15 protein-coding genes and 2 riboswitches are annotated in these 15216 nt (G+C 69.7%); of the genes, 7 read left to right on the top strand and 8 right to left on the bottom strand.

The genetic code is table 11. The features are described from left to right. Nucleotides 1–38: 38 nt before the first annotated feature. A complete protein-coding gene (gene gcvT, locus D5S18_RS06040) occupies nt 39–1145 on the bottom strand; it encodes a glycine cleavage system aminomethyltransferase GcvT (RefSeq protein ID WP_120038806.1) in 1107 nt (368 codons plus the stop codon). A 44-nt stretch (nt 1146–1189) separates the two neighbouring features. Then, nucleotides 1190–1282: riboswitch (glycine riboswitch) on the bottom strand. Beyond that, nucleotides 1283–1386: riboswitch (glycine riboswitch) on the bottom strand. Nucleotides 1387–1483: 97 nt separating this feature from the next. Beyond that, nucleotides 1484–4075: a rifamycin-inactivating phosphotransferase gene (gene rph, locus D5S18_RS06035; protein ID WP_239003565.1), complete on the bottom strand. Its 2592-nt coding sequence runs from the start codon at nt 4073–4075 to the stop codon at nt 1484–1486. A 546-nt stretch (nt 4076–4621) separates the two neighbouring features. Here rph and D5S18_RS06030 point away from each other — a divergent pair. Continuing rightward, complete coding sequence (locus D5S18_RS06030) at nt 4622–5518, top strand: SGNH/GDSL hydrolase family protein (RefSeq protein ID WP_158607808.1); 897 nt, start codon at nt 4622–4624, stop codon at nt 5516–5518. 23 nt (nt 5519–5541) lie between these two features. On the opposite strand, the gene D5S18_RS06025 is transcribed toward D5S18_RS06030, so the two are convergent. Next, a complete protein-coding gene (locus tag D5S18_RS06025; RefSeq protein ID WP_120038803.1) occupies nt 5542–6249 on the bottom strand; it encodes a hypothetical protein in 708 nt (235 codons plus the stop codon). On the opposite strand from D5S18_RS06025, the gene D5S18_RS34360 reads away from it, so the two are divergent. Next, complete coding sequence (locus D5S18_RS34360; protein ID WP_147403860.1) at nt 6232–6459, top strand: hypothetical protein; 228 nt, start codon at nt 6232–6234, stop codon at nt 6457–6459. The two genes, D5S18_RS06025 and D5S18_RS34360, sit on opposite strands and share 18 nt — an antisense overlap. Here the strand turns inward: D5S18_RS34360 and D5S18_RS06020 are convergent. Then, nucleotides 6431–7030, bottom strand: a complete 600-nt coding sequence (locus D5S18_RS06020; protein ID WP_203236616.1) for a TetR/AcrR family transcriptional regulator — start codon at nt 7028–7030, stop codon at nt 6431–6433. The two genes, D5S18_RS34360 and D5S18_RS06020, sit on opposite strands and share 29 nt — an antisense overlap. A gap of 91 nt (nt 7031–7121) precedes the next feature. On the opposite strand from D5S18_RS06020, the gene D5S18_RS06015 reads away from it, so the two are divergent. The 3 genes from D5S18_RS06015 to D5S18_RS06005 all read left to right on the top strand — a co-directional run bounded on the left by D5S18_RS06015 (nt 7122) and on the right by D5S18_RS06005 (nt 9044). Then, complete coding sequence (locus D5S18_RS06015) at nt 7122–8243, top strand: Gfo/Idh/MocA family protein (protein WP_162500969.1); 1122 nt, start codon at nt 7122–7124, stop codon at nt 8241–8243. A 181-nt stretch (nt 8244–8424) separates the two neighbouring features. After that, nucleotides 8425–8841 carry a hypothetical protein gene (locus D5S18_RS06010; protein ID WP_120038801.1) on the top strand — a complete coding sequence of 139 codons (417 nt, stop codon included), beginning with the start codon at nt 8425–8427 and terminating at the stop codon, nt 8839–8841. Next, nucleotides 8838–9044, top strand: coding sequence for a helix-turn-helix transcriptional regulator (locus D5S18_RS06005; RefSeq protein ID WP_120038800.1), 207 nt, complete (start codon nt 8838–8840; stop codon nt 9042–9044). Before D5S18_RS06010 ends, D5S18_RS06005 begins: the two co-directional genes overlap by 4 nt. 25 nt (nt 9045–9069) lie before the next feature. On the opposite strand, the gene D5S18_RS06000 is transcribed toward D5S18_RS06005, so the two are convergent. The 3 genes from D5S18_RS06000 to D5S18_RS05985 form a co-directional block, all read right to left on the bottom strand. Next, nucleotides 9070–9651, bottom strand: coding sequence for a nitroreductase family protein (locus D5S18_RS06000; protein WP_203236615.1), 582 nt, complete (start codon nt 9649–9651; stop codon nt 9070–9072). 212 nt (nt 9652–9863) lie between these two features. After that, complete coding sequence (locus tag D5S18_RS05990; RefSeq protein ID WP_120038798.1) at nt 9864–10598, bottom strand: hypothetical protein; 735 nt, start codon at nt 10596–10598, stop codon at nt 9864–9866. A 37-nt stretch (nt 10599–10635) separates the two neighbouring features. Continuing rightward, nucleotides 10636–11490, bottom strand: coding sequence for an alpha/beta fold hydrolase (locus D5S18_RS05985; protein WP_120038797.1), 855 nt, complete (start codon nt 11488–11490; stop codon nt 10636–10638). Between the two features lie 59 nt (nt 11491–11549). Here D5S18_RS05985 and D5S18_RS05980 point away from each other — a divergent pair, with 59 nt between their 5' ends. Further along, complete coding sequence (locus D5S18_RS05980; RefSeq protein ID WP_120038855.1) at nt 11550–13400, top strand: Na+/H+ antiporter; 1851 nt, start codon at nt 11550–11552, stop codon at nt 13398–13400. Here the strand turns inward: D5S18_RS05980 and D5S18_RS05975 are convergent. Then, the gene (locus tag D5S18_RS05975; protein ID WP_239003564.1) at nt 13376–13603 is read right to left on the bottom strand and encodes a TetR/AcrR family transcriptional regulator; all 228 of its coding nucleotides are present in this window, start codon (nt 13601–13603) and stop codon (nt 13376–13378) included. The genes D5S18_RS05980 and D5S18_RS05975 overlap by 25 nt on opposite strands. A gap of 139 nt (nt 13604–13742) precedes the next feature. Here D5S18_RS05975 and D5S18_RS05970 point away from each other — a divergent pair, with 139 nt between their 5' ends. Further along, nucleotides 13743–14900 (top strand): lipase family protein, encoded by a 1158-nt coding sequence (locus D5S18_RS05970; RefSeq protein ID WP_120038796.1) that lies wholly within the window; start codon nt 13743–13745, stop codon nt 14898–14900. Nucleotides 14901–15216: the final 316 nt, after the last annotated feature.

Raw genomic sequence — 15216 nt, 5'->3', positions numbered from 1 at the left:
CGCCGGTGTGGCGGTTGGGCGTTGGTGGCGTGGGGTTTTCAGGAACGTGTGTAGAAGGGCAGCGTGGTGACCGCGGCGGGGAGGCGCTGTCCGCGCAGGTCGATGTCGACCGGCGTGCCGGGCTCGGTGTGGTCGAGGTCGAGCAGGGCCATGGCGATGGGGTGGCCGAGGGTGGGTGAGAGTGCGCCGCTGGTGATCTCGCCGATGACGCGGTCGCCCGCGAGGACCCGGTAGCCGTGGCGCCCCGCGCGACGGCCGTCGGCGATGAGGCCGACGAGCAGCCGTTGCGGGCCGGTGTCGCGGCGGTGGGCGAGGGCGGTGCGGCCGACGAAGTCGCCGGGTTTGCGGTGGGCGACGACGCGGCCGAGTCCGGCCTCGTACGGGGTGAGTCCGACGTGGAGTTCGTTGCCGTAGAGCGGCATTCCCGCTTCCAGGCGCAGGGTGTCGCGGGCGGCGAGCCCGGCGGGCCGCAGTCCGTGCGGCGTTCCGGCCTCGGTGATGGTCTGCCACAGGTGGGTCGCGACCTCGGGTGGACAGTAGATCTCGAAGCCGTCCTCGCCGGTGTATCCGGTGCGGGCGAGCAGGATCGGGGTGTCGGCGAGGGTGGTTCGGGTGGCGGAGTAGTACTTCAGGCTCGTGGGGTCGGTGCCGGTGAGCGGGGCGAGAATGGCGGCGGCGCCGGGACCTTGGACGGCGAGCAGGGCGTGTTCGCGGGTGCGGTCGGTGACCTCGACGGCGAAGCCGTGGGCGCGGTCGCGCAACAGGATGTGCACGACGGTGGTGTTGGCGGCGTTGGCGACGACGAGGTAGCGGTCCGGGTCGGTGTGGTAGACGACGAGGTCGTCGAGGATGGCGCCGTTGTCGTGGCAGAGCATGGTGTAGCGGGCGCGGCCGACCGCGACGGCGGAGAGGTGTCCGGTGAGGGCGTGGTCGAGCATGCGTCCGGCCTCGGGGCCGGTGATCTCGATCTCCCCCATGTGGGACAGGTCGAAGAGTCCGGCGGCGGTGCGGACGGCGTGGTGTTCGGCCAGTTCGCTGTCGTAGCGCAGGGGCATGCGCCAACCCGCGTAGTCGGTCAGGGTGGCGCCGAGGCGGGTGTGCAGGTCGGTCAGGGGCGTGCTCGCGCGCGCGTCGCGGACGGTCATGGGAGATCCTCTGGTAGCCGGGCGTCTCGGCCCGGTTGGTCGGATACTCCCCCTCTGTCATGGGACCTGAGAGCTTCACCGCGAGAAGCGGTTTGCACCGTGGGTGAGGCGCGGGTGCGCCTGCTTTTCAGAGTGGCCTGGTCGATGCGGTACCTGTACCTGAGAGATTCCGGGGAGTTTGCTCCTTCGGCGTCCCGCGCAGGTGAACTTCCCTACGCGTGAACTCTCCCGCGACGACTCTTCGCGGCCTGCTATTCGGTTGTGTCGGCTTGGGCTGTTGCCGTCAGCATAGGCGACGGTGCGTGGGTCGTCATGGCGGATGGTCTTTTTCGAGCGTGCTACGGCAAGATCTCGACGTAGCCGTCGGTTCCGTTGACGCGGATGCGTTGTCCGTCGCGGATCAGTCGGGTGGCATCCGCGACTCCGACGACGGCCGGCAGGCCGTATTCCCTGGCGATGACCGCGCCGTGGGTCAGCAGGCCGCCGACTTCGGTGACGAGTCCACCGAGGGTGACGAATACGGGCGACCAACTGGGATCGGTGTAGGCGGTGACGAGGATGTCGCCGGGTGCGAGGTCGGCTTCGGTCAGGTCCCCGACGACGCGGGCGCGGCCTTCGACGGTGCCGGTGGAGACGGGCAGGCCGGCGAGGGCGTCGGCGGGGAGGTTCTCGCGGCGGTAGGAGCCGGAGAAGGTTTCGCCGTCGGAGGTGAGCACCCTTGGCGGGGTGAGGGTTTGGTAGGCGCGGAACGCTTCTTCGCGGGCGCGGATGAGTCGGTTGTCGACCTTTCCGGTGCGGGCGACGTCGTGGAATTCCTGGAGCCGGAGGTAGTGGATGTCTTCGCGGTCTCGCAGGACGCCCGCCTCGACTTGCCGGTCGGCCTCGGCGAGCAGGGCCTTCTTGTAGACGAAGTAGCGGCTGACGATGCCGTACTTGGGGAATTCGCGGTAGCCGACGAAGGTGCGCAGGCGGTCGATCATCGCCTTGGTCTGTTCGGCTTTCGCGGCGCCGTCCGGGAGGGAGCGGAGGCGTTGGAGCAGTTCGTCTTCCTTTTTCGCCGCTTCGTTGAGTCCCCGTTCGAAGCGGCGTCGGCTCTCACCGGGCGGGAAGTTGTCGATATTGGTGAGCAGGGCGGGCAGCAGGGCGGTGGGGTGTTCGCTCCAGCGCGGTCGGGTGATGTCGATCTCCCCGACGCAGCGCATCCCGTATTTGTCGAGGTAGCAGCGGATCGCGGCGGATGCTTCGCGACCGCCGGGGAGTTCGGGCAGTTCGTCGAGGAAGGTGTCGTTGTCGGCGCCGCGCAGGAATTCGACCACGTGCGGGTGCGGGCGGACGGCGTCGGCGACGTCGAGCAGGTCGAGTCCCATCTCCGAGGTGATGTTGTCGGGGGCGGACTGGCTGAGGATGTCGGCGGCGTTCGGTTCGCCCAGCCAGGTTCGCATCTGTTCGTTGAGCCACCAGGTCGCGTCCGTTCCCGCGAGGATCGCCTGATGGCTGCGCGGATCGGACATGAGTCGGCGCAGTTCCCGGAAGTCGGCCAGGATGAAGTCGAACAGTTCGGGTCCGTATTTTTCCCGGATGTCGCGGTCCAGGACGGCCAGGGAGGTGCGGGTGCGGGCGATCAGGTCCGCGACGATCGCGGGGTCGGTGTCGATGGGGTCCGCGTCGCGGCCGGGGAGCAGTTCGCCGGGTTCCCGCTCGGGCGGAGTCAGGTCGAAGTCGCCGCGTTCGAGGACGCTCAGCAGGGCGTCGCGCATCAGCGGATCGGTTTTTCCGGAGAATTCGAGGAACTGGGCGCGACCGGTCGCCGAGGCGAGGCGGTCGGTGGCGTCGACGAACAGTCGTCCGCCCGCCTCGGCCATCGGGCGAGGTGTGGTGAGCTGCCAGATGGACAGGCCCAGGGGTTTCATCGGGTCGGTCATCATCTGCTGGTGGCCGACGGAAAGATAGATGTGATTGTCGGCGTCGTCGGTGGGTGGGACGGGGAACAGGGCGGTGATGGGCCTGCTCTGCACGATCCGGAATTCGTCGCCGGTCAGGCACCATTCGATGTCCTGAGGCGCGCCGAAGTGCGCTTCGACGCGGCGTCCCAGATGCGCGAGCCGGATGGCTCGCTCGTCGGTCAGTGCGGGTTGTCGCCGCAGCTCGGGGGCGAGGGTGTGCTCTCGTGTTCCGCCTTCGGGGGCGGCGTGCAGGGCGAGATGTTTGGTGGCGATCGTCTTCTCGATCAGCGTGTCGTCGCGGACCTTGTAGACGTCGGTGTTCACCAGACCGGACACCATGGCCTCGCCGAGGCCGAAACCGGCGTCGATACTGGCGATCCCGCGGTTGCCGGAGAGGGGGTCGGCGGTGAACAGGATGCCCGACACCTCCGGGAACACCATCCGCTGCACCACCACGGCCATGTGGACCTTGCGGTGGTCGAACCCGTTGCGCACGCGGTAGGCGACGGCGCGTTCGGTGAACAGGGACGCCCAGCACAATCGGACATGTTCGAGGACGGCCTCGGGTCCGATGATGTTCAGGAAGGTGTCCTGCTGGCCCGCGAACGACGCGGTCGGCAGGTCTTCGGCAGTGGCGCTGGACCGTACGGCGTAGGCCGTGTTCGCATCCAGGCGGCCGGCGATCGCCACCGCCACCTCGTCGGGAATCGGGATCGCCTCGATGATTCGGCGAGCGTCGGCGGCGAGCGCTGCCAGGTTCTCGATATTCGGATGCGACAGTTGATCGAGCCGATCCTCCAGCGCGTCCGCGACCACACGACGGTAGGCGTCGGTGGTCACGCAGAAGCCGGCGGGCACGCGCGTGCCCTCGATCCGCGACAACTCCCCCAGGTTCGCGCCCTTCCCGCCGACCAGCGCGATCCGCCCACGATCGATCTGTTCGAAACCCAGCACGTAGGTCGTCGCGCCGCTGTCGGTATCAACCACTGCATCTCCCAAGTACGTCGGTTGTCGATCGCGGCCGTGCCCGACCCTATGCCGCGAAACCCGCAGGTCCCGGCTTCGCCCGGAGATTCTGCACCCCGACCCGGGTCTTGCCGCAAGGCCCCCTGTGCGATATATGTTGAAAGTGGAAGGGGGAAGCCACTGTTCGCCGGTGAGCACCGTGACGGTGGTTCGCATGGATTCCCCGGCGGGCGCGAGGTGGGTCCGCGGCGTCGTATCAGTCGGGTCCCGTCGTATGAGGCGGACCATATCCGGGGGCGCGCCTGATGCGGCCCGGCTCCCTGCGCCCGAGTCGGCGAATCGCGATGAACCGAGGGGCTGCGTGGTCGGCCCGCCGAATCCTGGAATCCGCAGCGGAATCGTCGATGCACGTATCGCCTGTCGAATGGGTTCGGGTTCGGCAGGCGAATGTTGGGCTCGGGCGTTTCGGTGCACCGCGTGCGGAATTGCGTGCGGTGAAAGGATTGCGGGCGTGGGGGTTTCGGGGTCGGGTTGCGCAGGTGGGTGGGGTGACGGTTGACTGTCGGCGTGTCAAGAGGCGGAACGGGTCGGGTGGTGTCGGGTCTGGTGGCGGGTGCGGTGGTGCTCGCGAGTGGGGGTGCGGGGCCTGCGGCGGCGGAGGCGTCGGGTGTGGGCGAGTATGTGGCGCTGGGTGATTCGTGGGCTGCCGACGCGACGCTGAGTCAGGTGAGTGCGCGGTTCGTGCCGGTGGGATGTGCGCAGAGCGCGGGCAACTATCCGAAGCAGGTCGCGGCGGCATTGGGGCCCGCGCGGTTCGTCGATGCCACCTGTGGTGGGGCGACGACCGCGAATTTGACCGAGCCGCAATCGCTTCCGGTGGGCGCGGACAATCCGCCGCAGTTCGATCGGCTCGGGCCGGGCACGGATCTGGTGACATTGGAGATCGGCGGCAACGATATCGGCTTGGCGTCCGCTGTCTCCGAATGCGTGACAGGCGATCCCGGCACGGCGGTGTGCCGGGACACATACGTGCGCGACGGTGTGGACGCGATGACGCAGCGGATCGCGGCCGCCGCGCCGAAGATCTCGGCCGCCATCGACGGTATCCGCGCGCGTGCGCCGCGCGCCCGGATCCTGCTGGTCGACTATCTGGCTGGTATCGGCACGACGGGCGGCTGTTTCCCGGTCATTCCGATCTCGGACGCGGACGCGAGCTGGTTGGGGAACAAACTCCTGGAACTGGACCGGATGCTCGCCGAGGTGGCGCGTGCCCAAAAGGTGGAATTCGTCGACACCTACGCCGGGAGCGGCGGGCACGACGCCTGCCAGGCCCCCGGCGTCCGCTGGGTCGAAGGTCTGATTCCCTTGTCTGTCAACCCGGTCGGCCCGGCGGTCCCGTTCCACCCCAATCAGCTCGGCGCCGACCATCAGGCCCGCACGGTTCTCGCCGCCCTCCGACGCTGATCTTCCGCGGGCCACCTGGTCCGTTATCCGACGGGTTGCGCCTTGGGTGATCGGATCAAATAGATCGCCCCGTGGTAGACGTCGTCGATCGCGATCTCGTTGTCGCTTCGCAGGTATCGGACGAATGCCGAATCGACCGGAATGTCGACAACACTTCGAGGATCGAAGGGGAACCGATAGTCTTCGTCGCGATCGGACCACTGGCTGAAACTGTCCACGGGCAGCAGATAGAGGCCGGGCGGTTCGTCTCGATGCAGATGTTCGCGCAGAAAGTCGATCCCGGTGCGCAGTGACCTCGGTGCGGGCAGCGCGTCGGTCACCTCCAATGGAAGAACCAGACCGGCGGCGACGCCCAGCCGATTCGTCCGGTCGACACCTCGACAGAGTGCCTCGAAGGCGCTCGCGCTGTTCCCGAGTAGTCGGGCGGGGTCCCGCATGCCCACGTCCTCGACCCCGAATTCATCGATGTGCCGGGAGATCGGGCGCCGCTCTGCTGCGACGGAAACCTCTGCGGCCCACCGACTGATCGCATCCAGATCGAGATCCACCAACACGCCACCGTCCCTACCGTTCACGGGCCGGATCATGTCACGGACCGCGGCGGCGACCAAACCGATTTCGATGCCGCCCCGAACGCCTGCCGAGTGTGCCGCGCTGTCGAAGAATGAACGCGGGAAGTCGAACAGTGGCGGATGGCCGGTAATCTGACGGCCGTGCGTTACGAATGCCACCGGACCAGGGTCGCCGGAAGCGTTCCCTGTCGGGTGATCGCGAAATTGCAGCCACTGACCTGGCGTGTGATCGTGGGTGAGGGCGTCGGGCATCTCGATTGGGGCGTCCATCAGGACTGGTCGGATGACGAACTGCCGTGGGAATTCCGCAGACCGAATGCGGTTTTCTTCGCCGTCGGCCCTACTGGGCCGGATCCGGGGCGGGTCTGAGTCCGTCGAGGACGATGCGCAGGGTGCGGGTCCACTGGTCGGGGGCGGCGGTGAGGCCGAGGGTGCTCGGTGGGGTGGGGACGGCGGCGAGGACGAAGGCGATGTCGTGCCAGGTGAGGTCGGCGCGCAGGACTCCGGCGTGCTGGGCGCGGGCGACCAGGCGGTGCAGGGCGTCGCGGATGTCGGCGACGGTGGCGTCGAGGTCGGGGGCCGGGGTGGTGAGGATGTCGTTGACGCCGCAGCTCTCGGCGCGCAATCCGACGTAGGCGGTGGCGAATTCGGTGAATCCGCGCCAGGGGTCCGGGTCGGTGTCGGCGCGTTCGGCGGCAGTGGTGATCTCGGTGAGGATCTCGTGGAGCACGGCGTGCAGGAGGGTGTCGAGGGAGGGGACGCGACGGTAGAAGGTGCCCTTTCCGACGCCGGCGCGGCGCGCGATCTCGCCCGCGGTGACGGTGACGCCGGTGTCGGCGAGGGCGGTGCGGGCGGCGGCGATGAGGCGTTCGAGGTTGCGGCGGGCATCGGCGCGGGGGGTGTCGGGGGTGTCGGACAGCAGTCGGTCGACGGCGCGCATGTCGATCACTCTAGCAAGTGGACCATCGGCGTCCGTTTAGCTAGGGTTGCGTAATCGGACTCCTTTGGTCCGTTTATCGATGGGAGTGGATGTGTCGAACAAGATCCGGGTGGGTGTCCTCGGCGCGAGTCCGGAACGGGGATGGGCCGCGCGGGCGCACATCCCCGCCCTGCGCACGCTGCCGGAGTTCGAACTCACCGCCGTCGGCACCAGCCGCCGCGACAGCGCCGAGCGGGCCGCGCGGGTGTTCGGGGCGGCGCATGCCTGCACCGACGCCCGCGAACTGGCCGAACATCCGGAGGTCGATCTGGTCGTGATCACGGTGAAGGTCCCCGCGCACACCGAACTGATCGCGGCCGCGCAGGCGGCGGGCAAACACGTCTACTGCGAATGGCCGCTCACCCGCACCACCGCCGAAGCCGCGGCCGCGGCGGCACTCGCGGCCGACTCCGACCGCCGCCACGTCGTCGGATTGCAGGCCCGCCTGTCCCCCGCCGTCCGGCGCGCCCGCGCCCTGCTGGCGGAAGGCTATGTGGGACAGGTCGTCTCGGCCACCGTGTACGCGGCGCGCGGCAAGGGCGCCGACGGTCGGATACCGCAGTGGGCCGCCTACACCCTCGACGCCGACAACGGCGCCGGCCTGCTCGAAGTCGCGGGCGGACACACCCTCGACGCCCTCGAATACCTCATCGGCGACCTGACCGCGCTCACCGCCGACCTCGCCGTGCGCCATCCCCGCCTCGTCGTCGCCGAATCCGGCGAACCCGTCGCGGCGACCAGCCCCGATCACCTGCTCCTGCACGGCGTCACCGCCGGCGGCGCGGTCGTCTCCGCCCACATCCACGACGGCAAACTCACCGACGGCCGCACCCGAATCGAGATCTCCGGCACCGAAGGCGATCTCGTCGTCGTCAGCGCACCCCCGTCCGGTCCGGGCGGCATCCAGATGAGCGACCTGCGCGTCCTCGGCTCCCGAGGCCCGGATTCCACCTGGCAGGATCTCACCGAATCCCCCACCGGCGCTTTGCCGGTCGAAGTCCGCAACGTCGCCGCCCTCTACGCCCGCCTGGCCACCGACCTGCGCACCGGCGAACGCACCGTCCCCGATTTCGCTGCCGCCCTGCACCTGCACCGGCTCCTCGACACCATCCGCCACTGCGCCGCCACCGGAACCCGCACCGAAACGCAGCCCCGGTGCCCCGAAGTGTCGTGAGAGCGGGAATCTATCGCGGGCGCCCGCCGGGGCCGCACCGTCGGCTGGTCGCTCGCGATCGCCCGCCTCGACCGCAGCGTCCGGGCTGTGCCTGATCGCCAAGTGCGGTGCCGCTGCGGTCGACCCACCGGTGAGGGAAAGTTTCCTTGACGCAGATCGGCGCGGTTTCGATACTGGAGTCATGACAAGCGAGCTTTACATAGGGAGTGCGGGCGATCGGGCACGCGCATGGTCCTATCAGCGGGATTTCTGGCCGGGCATGATCGGCTATCTGGTGGTGCTCGCCGCGGTGGGATTCTGGGGGAATCTGGACGGGCACAGCCCGTGGCGCTACCTGTGGGCGGTGCTCCCGGCGCTGCCCGCGCTGTGGATAGTGCGGGCGGTGTGGCGTCACATCGGCCGCATCGACGACTATCAGCGGTTGCTGCTGTTGCGCGGGCTGGCAGGCGGGTTCGCCGCCGCCATGATCACCGCGATGGTCGTCGGCCTGCTCGATATCGCCGGCCTGTTCGCGACGCTGCCCATCGGCGGGTGGATCATCTTCGGCGCCGGGATGACGGGTTGGGTGGTGGCCGGGCAGATCCGGTGGCGTCGATGAGGAACCAGTTGCGCGCTCTGCGTGAGCGCCACAGCTGGACTCAGGCGATGCTCGCCGATCGACTCGGCGTCTCCCGGCAAACCATCAACGCCCTGGAAACCGGTCGCTACGACCCGAGCCTGCCGCTGGCCTTCCGCATCGCCGCGATCTTCGACCGACCCATCGAAGCGATCTTCTTTCCCGACGCGGATTCGACCCGGTGACCGGGACGTGACGGCCGAGGCGCGCTCACACCGATGAGGCTCGCGCCCAGGTGATCCGCTCGATGTCGTGCCTGTCCCGGCTGGTGCCCGGCGAGGGCAGTTCGCCGGGCAGGTGGTCCGCGACCCCGAAGGCGGTCATCGAGGTGACCTCCCAGTGCGAGGGCACGGCGAATTCGGCGGCCACCGCCTCCCGGTCGAAGGCACGGAACTGGTGCGCGTCCAAACCGATCGCGAGTCCCTGCACCGTCATGTGGGCGACCGCCTGGCCGAGGTCGTAGTGGGCGAACTCGGAGTACTCCCAGTCCGGCATGTCCGCGACACGGACCTGCGCGAGGTTGATCACCAGCAGCGCGGCCGCGGGCGCCCACCGCGCGGAGCTGCGCGCCAGATGGGGAACGATTCGCGAGTGCACCTCGTCGCCTCGCAGTCCGACCACGAACATCCACGGCTGGGAATTCCCCGCCGACGGAGCTCTGCGGGCCGCGTCGAGCAAGGTGTCGACCTGACCGGAATCGACCACAACGGACGGGTCGAACCGGACGGGACTGAACCTCCGAGCCAGCGCGGGGTGGAGCTCGGCGCGGGAGGATGTCTGGCAAACGGTCACCGAAATACCTTCCGGCATCGGACGCCCCGTGCCAAGACCGAGGAGCGAAGTCACACGGCCCAGCCCGCGTCGGCGGCGTGGCGGTGCCACGCCTGCCAGGCCCTGGTCGCACCGAACTGGGCGTTGAACCGCAGCACCGCCCGCACGGCGCAGGAGCATCCGGGCCAGTACGTGGGTCTTCGACCGCCTCTGTGAGGGGGCGGGTCGGTCCGCTACCCGCGATCGTGGGCGTTCGCGCCCGCTCGAGCCACATCCGTCCAGACGCGAACCACACCGATCGGATCGAACCCGTGCCCGACGGCCGCCGCCAGATCATCGCCCTGCTCGTAGCCGACGACGGCGTGGCCCGGCCACCATCGAGCGATAGCGTTCAGACACCCCGACCAGGCGTCCTCCGCCGGGATGCCCGCATAGAACAGATTCGACACCCCGACGAGCGGCCCGGCGCGATGCACGACCGCCCCGGCGACGAATCGGCCGTGCTCCCGGCACCCCAGCAGCGAAACGGATTCCGCGGCAAGCAGTTCCGGCCGGAACACCCAACCGGGCAGCTCACCGCCGCTCCACGCGGCCACCCACCCGCTCAACTCCGCGTCGCCGATACGGACCCACGGCCGTACTGTCGCCGGCCGCGGTCGACTCGCGGGCCGATGGATCCAGTGCGCCTCGAACAGCACACCGAATCCGGCCTCGGACAGGTCGAGACAACCGAAACTGTCCTTGACCGACGCGCCGGGCGACTCGCGATCGATCCGCGCCAGAACCTCGGCGGCGGTCGCCTCCGGACGCAACGTCACCGCGTCGGGATACAGCGGCGGCGTCCGACGCGCACTCGACCACACGGCGGCCTCGAACTCCCCGACCGTCCCGTGCGTCCGGCACATCACCTCGCACCACTGCGCGTTCTCGCGCGCGGCGGCGCGAACCAATTCGTCCCGAGTGACCATGGACCCATGGTGGCCGATGCGCGCCGGACAAGGGATTTCAGGGATCGACCCTGGTGTCGTGGAAGTCGAGGAACGCCGCGAGGGTGCGTCCCGGCGCTTCCAGTTGGGGATAGTGCCCGACATCCGGGAACGCGACCAGATCCGGATCGGAGACGAGCAGGCGGTAGCGGTCGGCCATATCGCTGCCGGAGACCGGGTCGGCCAGACCGCAGACGAAACGCAGTGGGACGGCGGAGTTCTCCAACACGCCGACCCAGCGGGCGCGGTAGCGGCGGCGTTCGGCCAGGTAGCCGAGCAGCCGGTGGGTGTTGCGGTGGCCGTGGCGGGCGCACCACAGCAGCCAGTCGCGACGCAGTTCGGCGGGTTCGGGCGGATCGATGAACACCGAGGACAGGGCGCGGGTGAAGAGGGTTTCGGTGGTGAGGGCCGACAGGGCGGGGCCGAGCGGACCCGCCAGCAGACGCTGCTGGATCAGCGGATGGTGCGCTTCGGGGAACAGTCCGCCGTTGAGCAGGCACACCGAGGCGAGCCGCAGTGAATGGTCCCCGGCGGCGGCGCGGGCGCGGGCGCGGACCAGCAGCTCCTGGGCGACACTGTCGCCGTAGTCGTGGGCCAGCAGGTGCGCGCGGCGGATCCCCTTGGCGCGCAGCAGGTTCTCGTGCAGGTCGGCCTGATCGAGGATCGAGTACGGGTAGTGGCGGGGTTTGGCGGAGCGGCCGAAGCCGAGCATGTCGGGCGCCAGCACCCGGAAACGGGTCCGCAGCGCGGGCATGATCGCCCGCCAGTCCCGGCCGGAGGTGGGGAATCCGTGCAGGCACAGCAGGTCCGGACCCGCCGCGCCCTCCTCACGGACGTATACGCGGTGACCGCGATGCGGATACCAGGAGTCCATCGCTCCAGCATCGCCGATCGCGGCGCGAACCGGGCGGAATGTTCTGTCAGAATGCGACAGTGCATGTCGCGGTCGGGTTGGTGGTGCTGGTGGCGTCGGCGGCGGCGTTGGCGGGCGCGGCGCGCCGGTTCGGGATCTCCGAACCGCTGCTGCTGACCCTGGCCGGGGTGGCGGCGTCGTATCTGCCGTTCGTGCCGCAGGTGCATCCGGATCCGGAGATCATCATGCTGGGTCTGCTGCCGCCGCTGCTCTACACCGCCGCCATCCGCACCTCGCTGGTCGACTTCCGCGCGAACCTGCGCACCATCGCGCTGCTGTCGGTCGGGCTGGTGCTGTTCAGCGCGTTCGCGGTGGCGGCGGTGGTGTGGGCGATCCTGCCGGTGCCGTTCGCGACGGCGGTCGCGTTGGGCGCGATCGTGGCCCCCACCGACGCGGTCGCCGCCACCGGGATCGCGCGCCGCATCGGGATGCCGCGCCGGGTGGTGACCGTCCTCGAGGACGAGTCGATGGTCAACGACGCGACCGCCCTGGTCACGGTGCGGACCGCGCTGGCGGCGACGGCGGGCACGGTGTCGGTGTGGCAGGCGGGTGGGGATTTCCTGCTCGCGGCGGGCGGCGGTGCGGCGATCGGGATCGCGCTGGCCTACCTGCTCGCGGTGCTGCGGCGTCGGATCAGCGACCCGGTGCAGGACACCACGCTGTCGTTCCTCGCGCCGTTCCTGGCCTACCTGCCCGCGGAGGCGATCGGCGCGTCGGGGGTGATCGCGGTGGTGGTGTGCGGGATGATCCTGGGCCACAACGCGCCGGTCTGGCAGAGCGCGGCCTCCCGGATCTCCGAACGCACCAACTGGCGCACCGTGCAGTTCATTCTGGAGAGCGCGGTGTTCCTGATCATCGGCCTGCAGATGCGGGCCATTCTGGAACAGGCGTGGGGCTCCGACCTGGACCATCGCACCCTCGTGCTGGCGGTGCTCGCCGTGTGGGCGGTGGTGGTGCTGGCGCGACCGGCGTGGGTGTTCCCGTGGTCGCGGCTGCTGCGCCGCCCCGGCGAGACCGACAACGGGTACGCGGCCGCGACGATCGTGTCATGGGCGGGGATGCGCGGCGTGGTCACCCTGGCCGCGGTGCTGCTGCTGCCCGCCGACACCCCGCAACTACCGGTGTTGAAACTGTTGGCGCTGGTCGTGGTCGCGGGCACCCTGCTCGTGCAGGGCACCACCCTCGCGCCGCTGGTGCGGCGGCTGCGGCTGCGCGGACCCAGCCGCGCCGAGGACGCTCTGCAGAAGGCGAACCTGCTGCAGCAGGCCACCACCGCCGGGCTGGCCGCGCTGGATCGGCACCGCACTCCCGACACCCCGGACACCGTCGTGGATTCGCTGCGCGACCGACTCACCTGGCGCACCAACTCCGCCTGGGAGCGGCTGGGCCGCCCCGAGGCCGAGATCGCCACTCCCACCGCCGAATACCGGCGACTGCGCCTGCTCATGCTGCGCGCCGAACGCGAGACCGTGCTCGCCGTGCGCGACGCGGGCGGCGCGGACTACCAGATCCTGCAATACGTGCTGGCCCGCCTCGACCTCGAGGAATCGATGATCGACCGCTACGCCGAGACCGACGACGACCGCGACGAGACCCTCGCCGCGCCGATCACCGCCGAATGCGCCCACCTGCGGGCCGCGCCGCTGGTGGTCGACCCGGTGGGACCCGACGTCTGCCGCGAATGCCTCGACGCGGGACTGACCTGGGTGCATCTGCGAATGTGCCTGGGCTGCGGGCATATCGGCTGCTGCGATTCCTCGGTCGGCAACCATGCCACCCGCCACCACCTCTCCAGCGGGCATCCGGTCATGCGCAGCGTCGAACCGGGCGAGGCGTGGCGGTGGTGCTACCTCGACGAGCAACTCGGATGAGGGATGAGCACCTGCTGCCGCTCCCAATGTTCGAGCAGCGCCGTCACGAAGGTGGGCCACCCGCCGAAATGGTGGTAGAAGGAGCCGCTGGTCACTCCCAGACCCCGGCACAGCACCCCGATATTGAGCCCCTTGAAACCGCACTCGGCCAACACCTCGAGCGCCGCAGTGAAGTACTGCTCCTTGGTGAGGACCCGTGACATCCGCAAAAGGGTAACCGACACCCCGAGCCCTCGCCCGCCGGGGTCGAACCCCCACGCGCCGAACACATTCCGTCGCGTCCGCCGGTCGCGGCGGCGCAAATCCCGTGCCCGCGCGGCACGGTCGGTTACTGTCTGCGCCGTGAGCCTGCGCGCGTGGTCGGCCATCGGCGTCCTGGTGCTGCTCGTCGCGACCGCGGGAGGGTCGGCGGCGCAGCCGGGGCGGTTCGACGCGCTCTATCCGGATCCGACCGGGGACAGCTTCCTGGACATGGATTTCGGGGATCTGAGCGCGATCCCGCGCGGCGCCGTGCTGGGCGCGCGGTCGGTGCGGCTCGCGCCGCCCCTCGGGGTGAGCACCGACGCGTCGGCGTGGCAGGTGTGGTTCCGCAGCGACGCCGCCGACGACACCCCCATCGCGGCGTTGACCACCGTGCTCAAACCGCGCGACTGGAACGGTCGCGTGGTGGCCAACAATTACGCCATCGACGGGCTCGGCCGCCAATGCAACCCGTCCTATCAGTTGGTGGAGTCCGTCAGCCTCGAGGTTCCCGATATCACCCGGCAGTTGCTGTGGCGCGGGTACGCCGTCGTCATGACCGACTACCAGGGGCCTGCCATGGCCTACGCGCACGGCCCCACCCTGGGGCGGGAGGTCCTCGACGGGATCACGGCCGCGCTGGCCTTCCCGCCCGCCGGACTCGCGGGCAGCCCGACCGCGATGATCGGTTACAGCGGCGGCGCGATCGCCACCGTGTGGGCGGCGCAACTGCAACCCCGCTATGCCCCCGAACTCCGGATGGCGGGCGCGGTCGCGGGCGGCACCCCCGCCGATCTGAGCCTGCTGCGCGAGACGATGGACGGTCATCCGCCCGCCTCGATGCTGTACCTGATGGCGGCCCTCGGCTTGGCGCGGGCCAATCCCGACGCGTTCGACCTGCTCACCGACACCGGTCGCGCCGCGGGCGCTCTCGTGCGCGATTTCTGCGCCGACGCCGCCGCCCTCGGGGTCCTGCCGATCCCGCTGCGCGCCTTCACCACCACCGACCCGTACACCACCGCCGTCGCCGACCGCATCCTGCGCGAGACGAAGGCGGGCGGGCAGACTCCCACGATGCCGATCTACCTGTGGCACGGCACCTTCGACGAATGGGTGCCCGTCGAAGGCGCCCGCGCCCTGGCCCGCACCTGGACCGCGGCGGGCGCGTCGGTGCGTTTCGAGGAATTCCCCTGCGAGCACCTGCTGTGCGCGTTCCTGCCCAACGGCGTCGACCAGATCGACCGCTGGTTCGGACGCTGAGGTTTCGCGGCGGGCGAGTTCCCGCCCCGCGTCGCGAACAGATCCCGGCACCGGAAGTCAAATGAATTCCAGTGCGCCCCAACGTGATCCGGTACGATCGCCCGATGACCGGCGGGTGGGATCGGCACCGGAGGACCCCGCCCGCGTCATCGCGGGAACGGGTCGGCCTTCGGCGCGAAACATCGTCGGCCGCACCGCGTTTCGCCACCGGAGGCGCACAACGCCGACCGGTGGCGGCGCCGATCCCGCGAAACCGCAGCACCCAGCGCACCGACCCGCCTACCGTGGCGGCAAGGCAACAACGTAGCGAATGAGA

It is taken from the genome of Nocardia panacis, assembly GCF_003598715.1.
GTDB classification, from domain to species: domain Bacteria; phylum Actinomycetota; class Actinomycetes; order Mycobacteriales; family Mycobacteriaceae; genus Nocardia; species Nocardia panacis.
The sequence above is the reverse complement of the archived record's forward strand: the minus strand, read 5'-3'. Positions and strand labels throughout refer to the sequence as shown.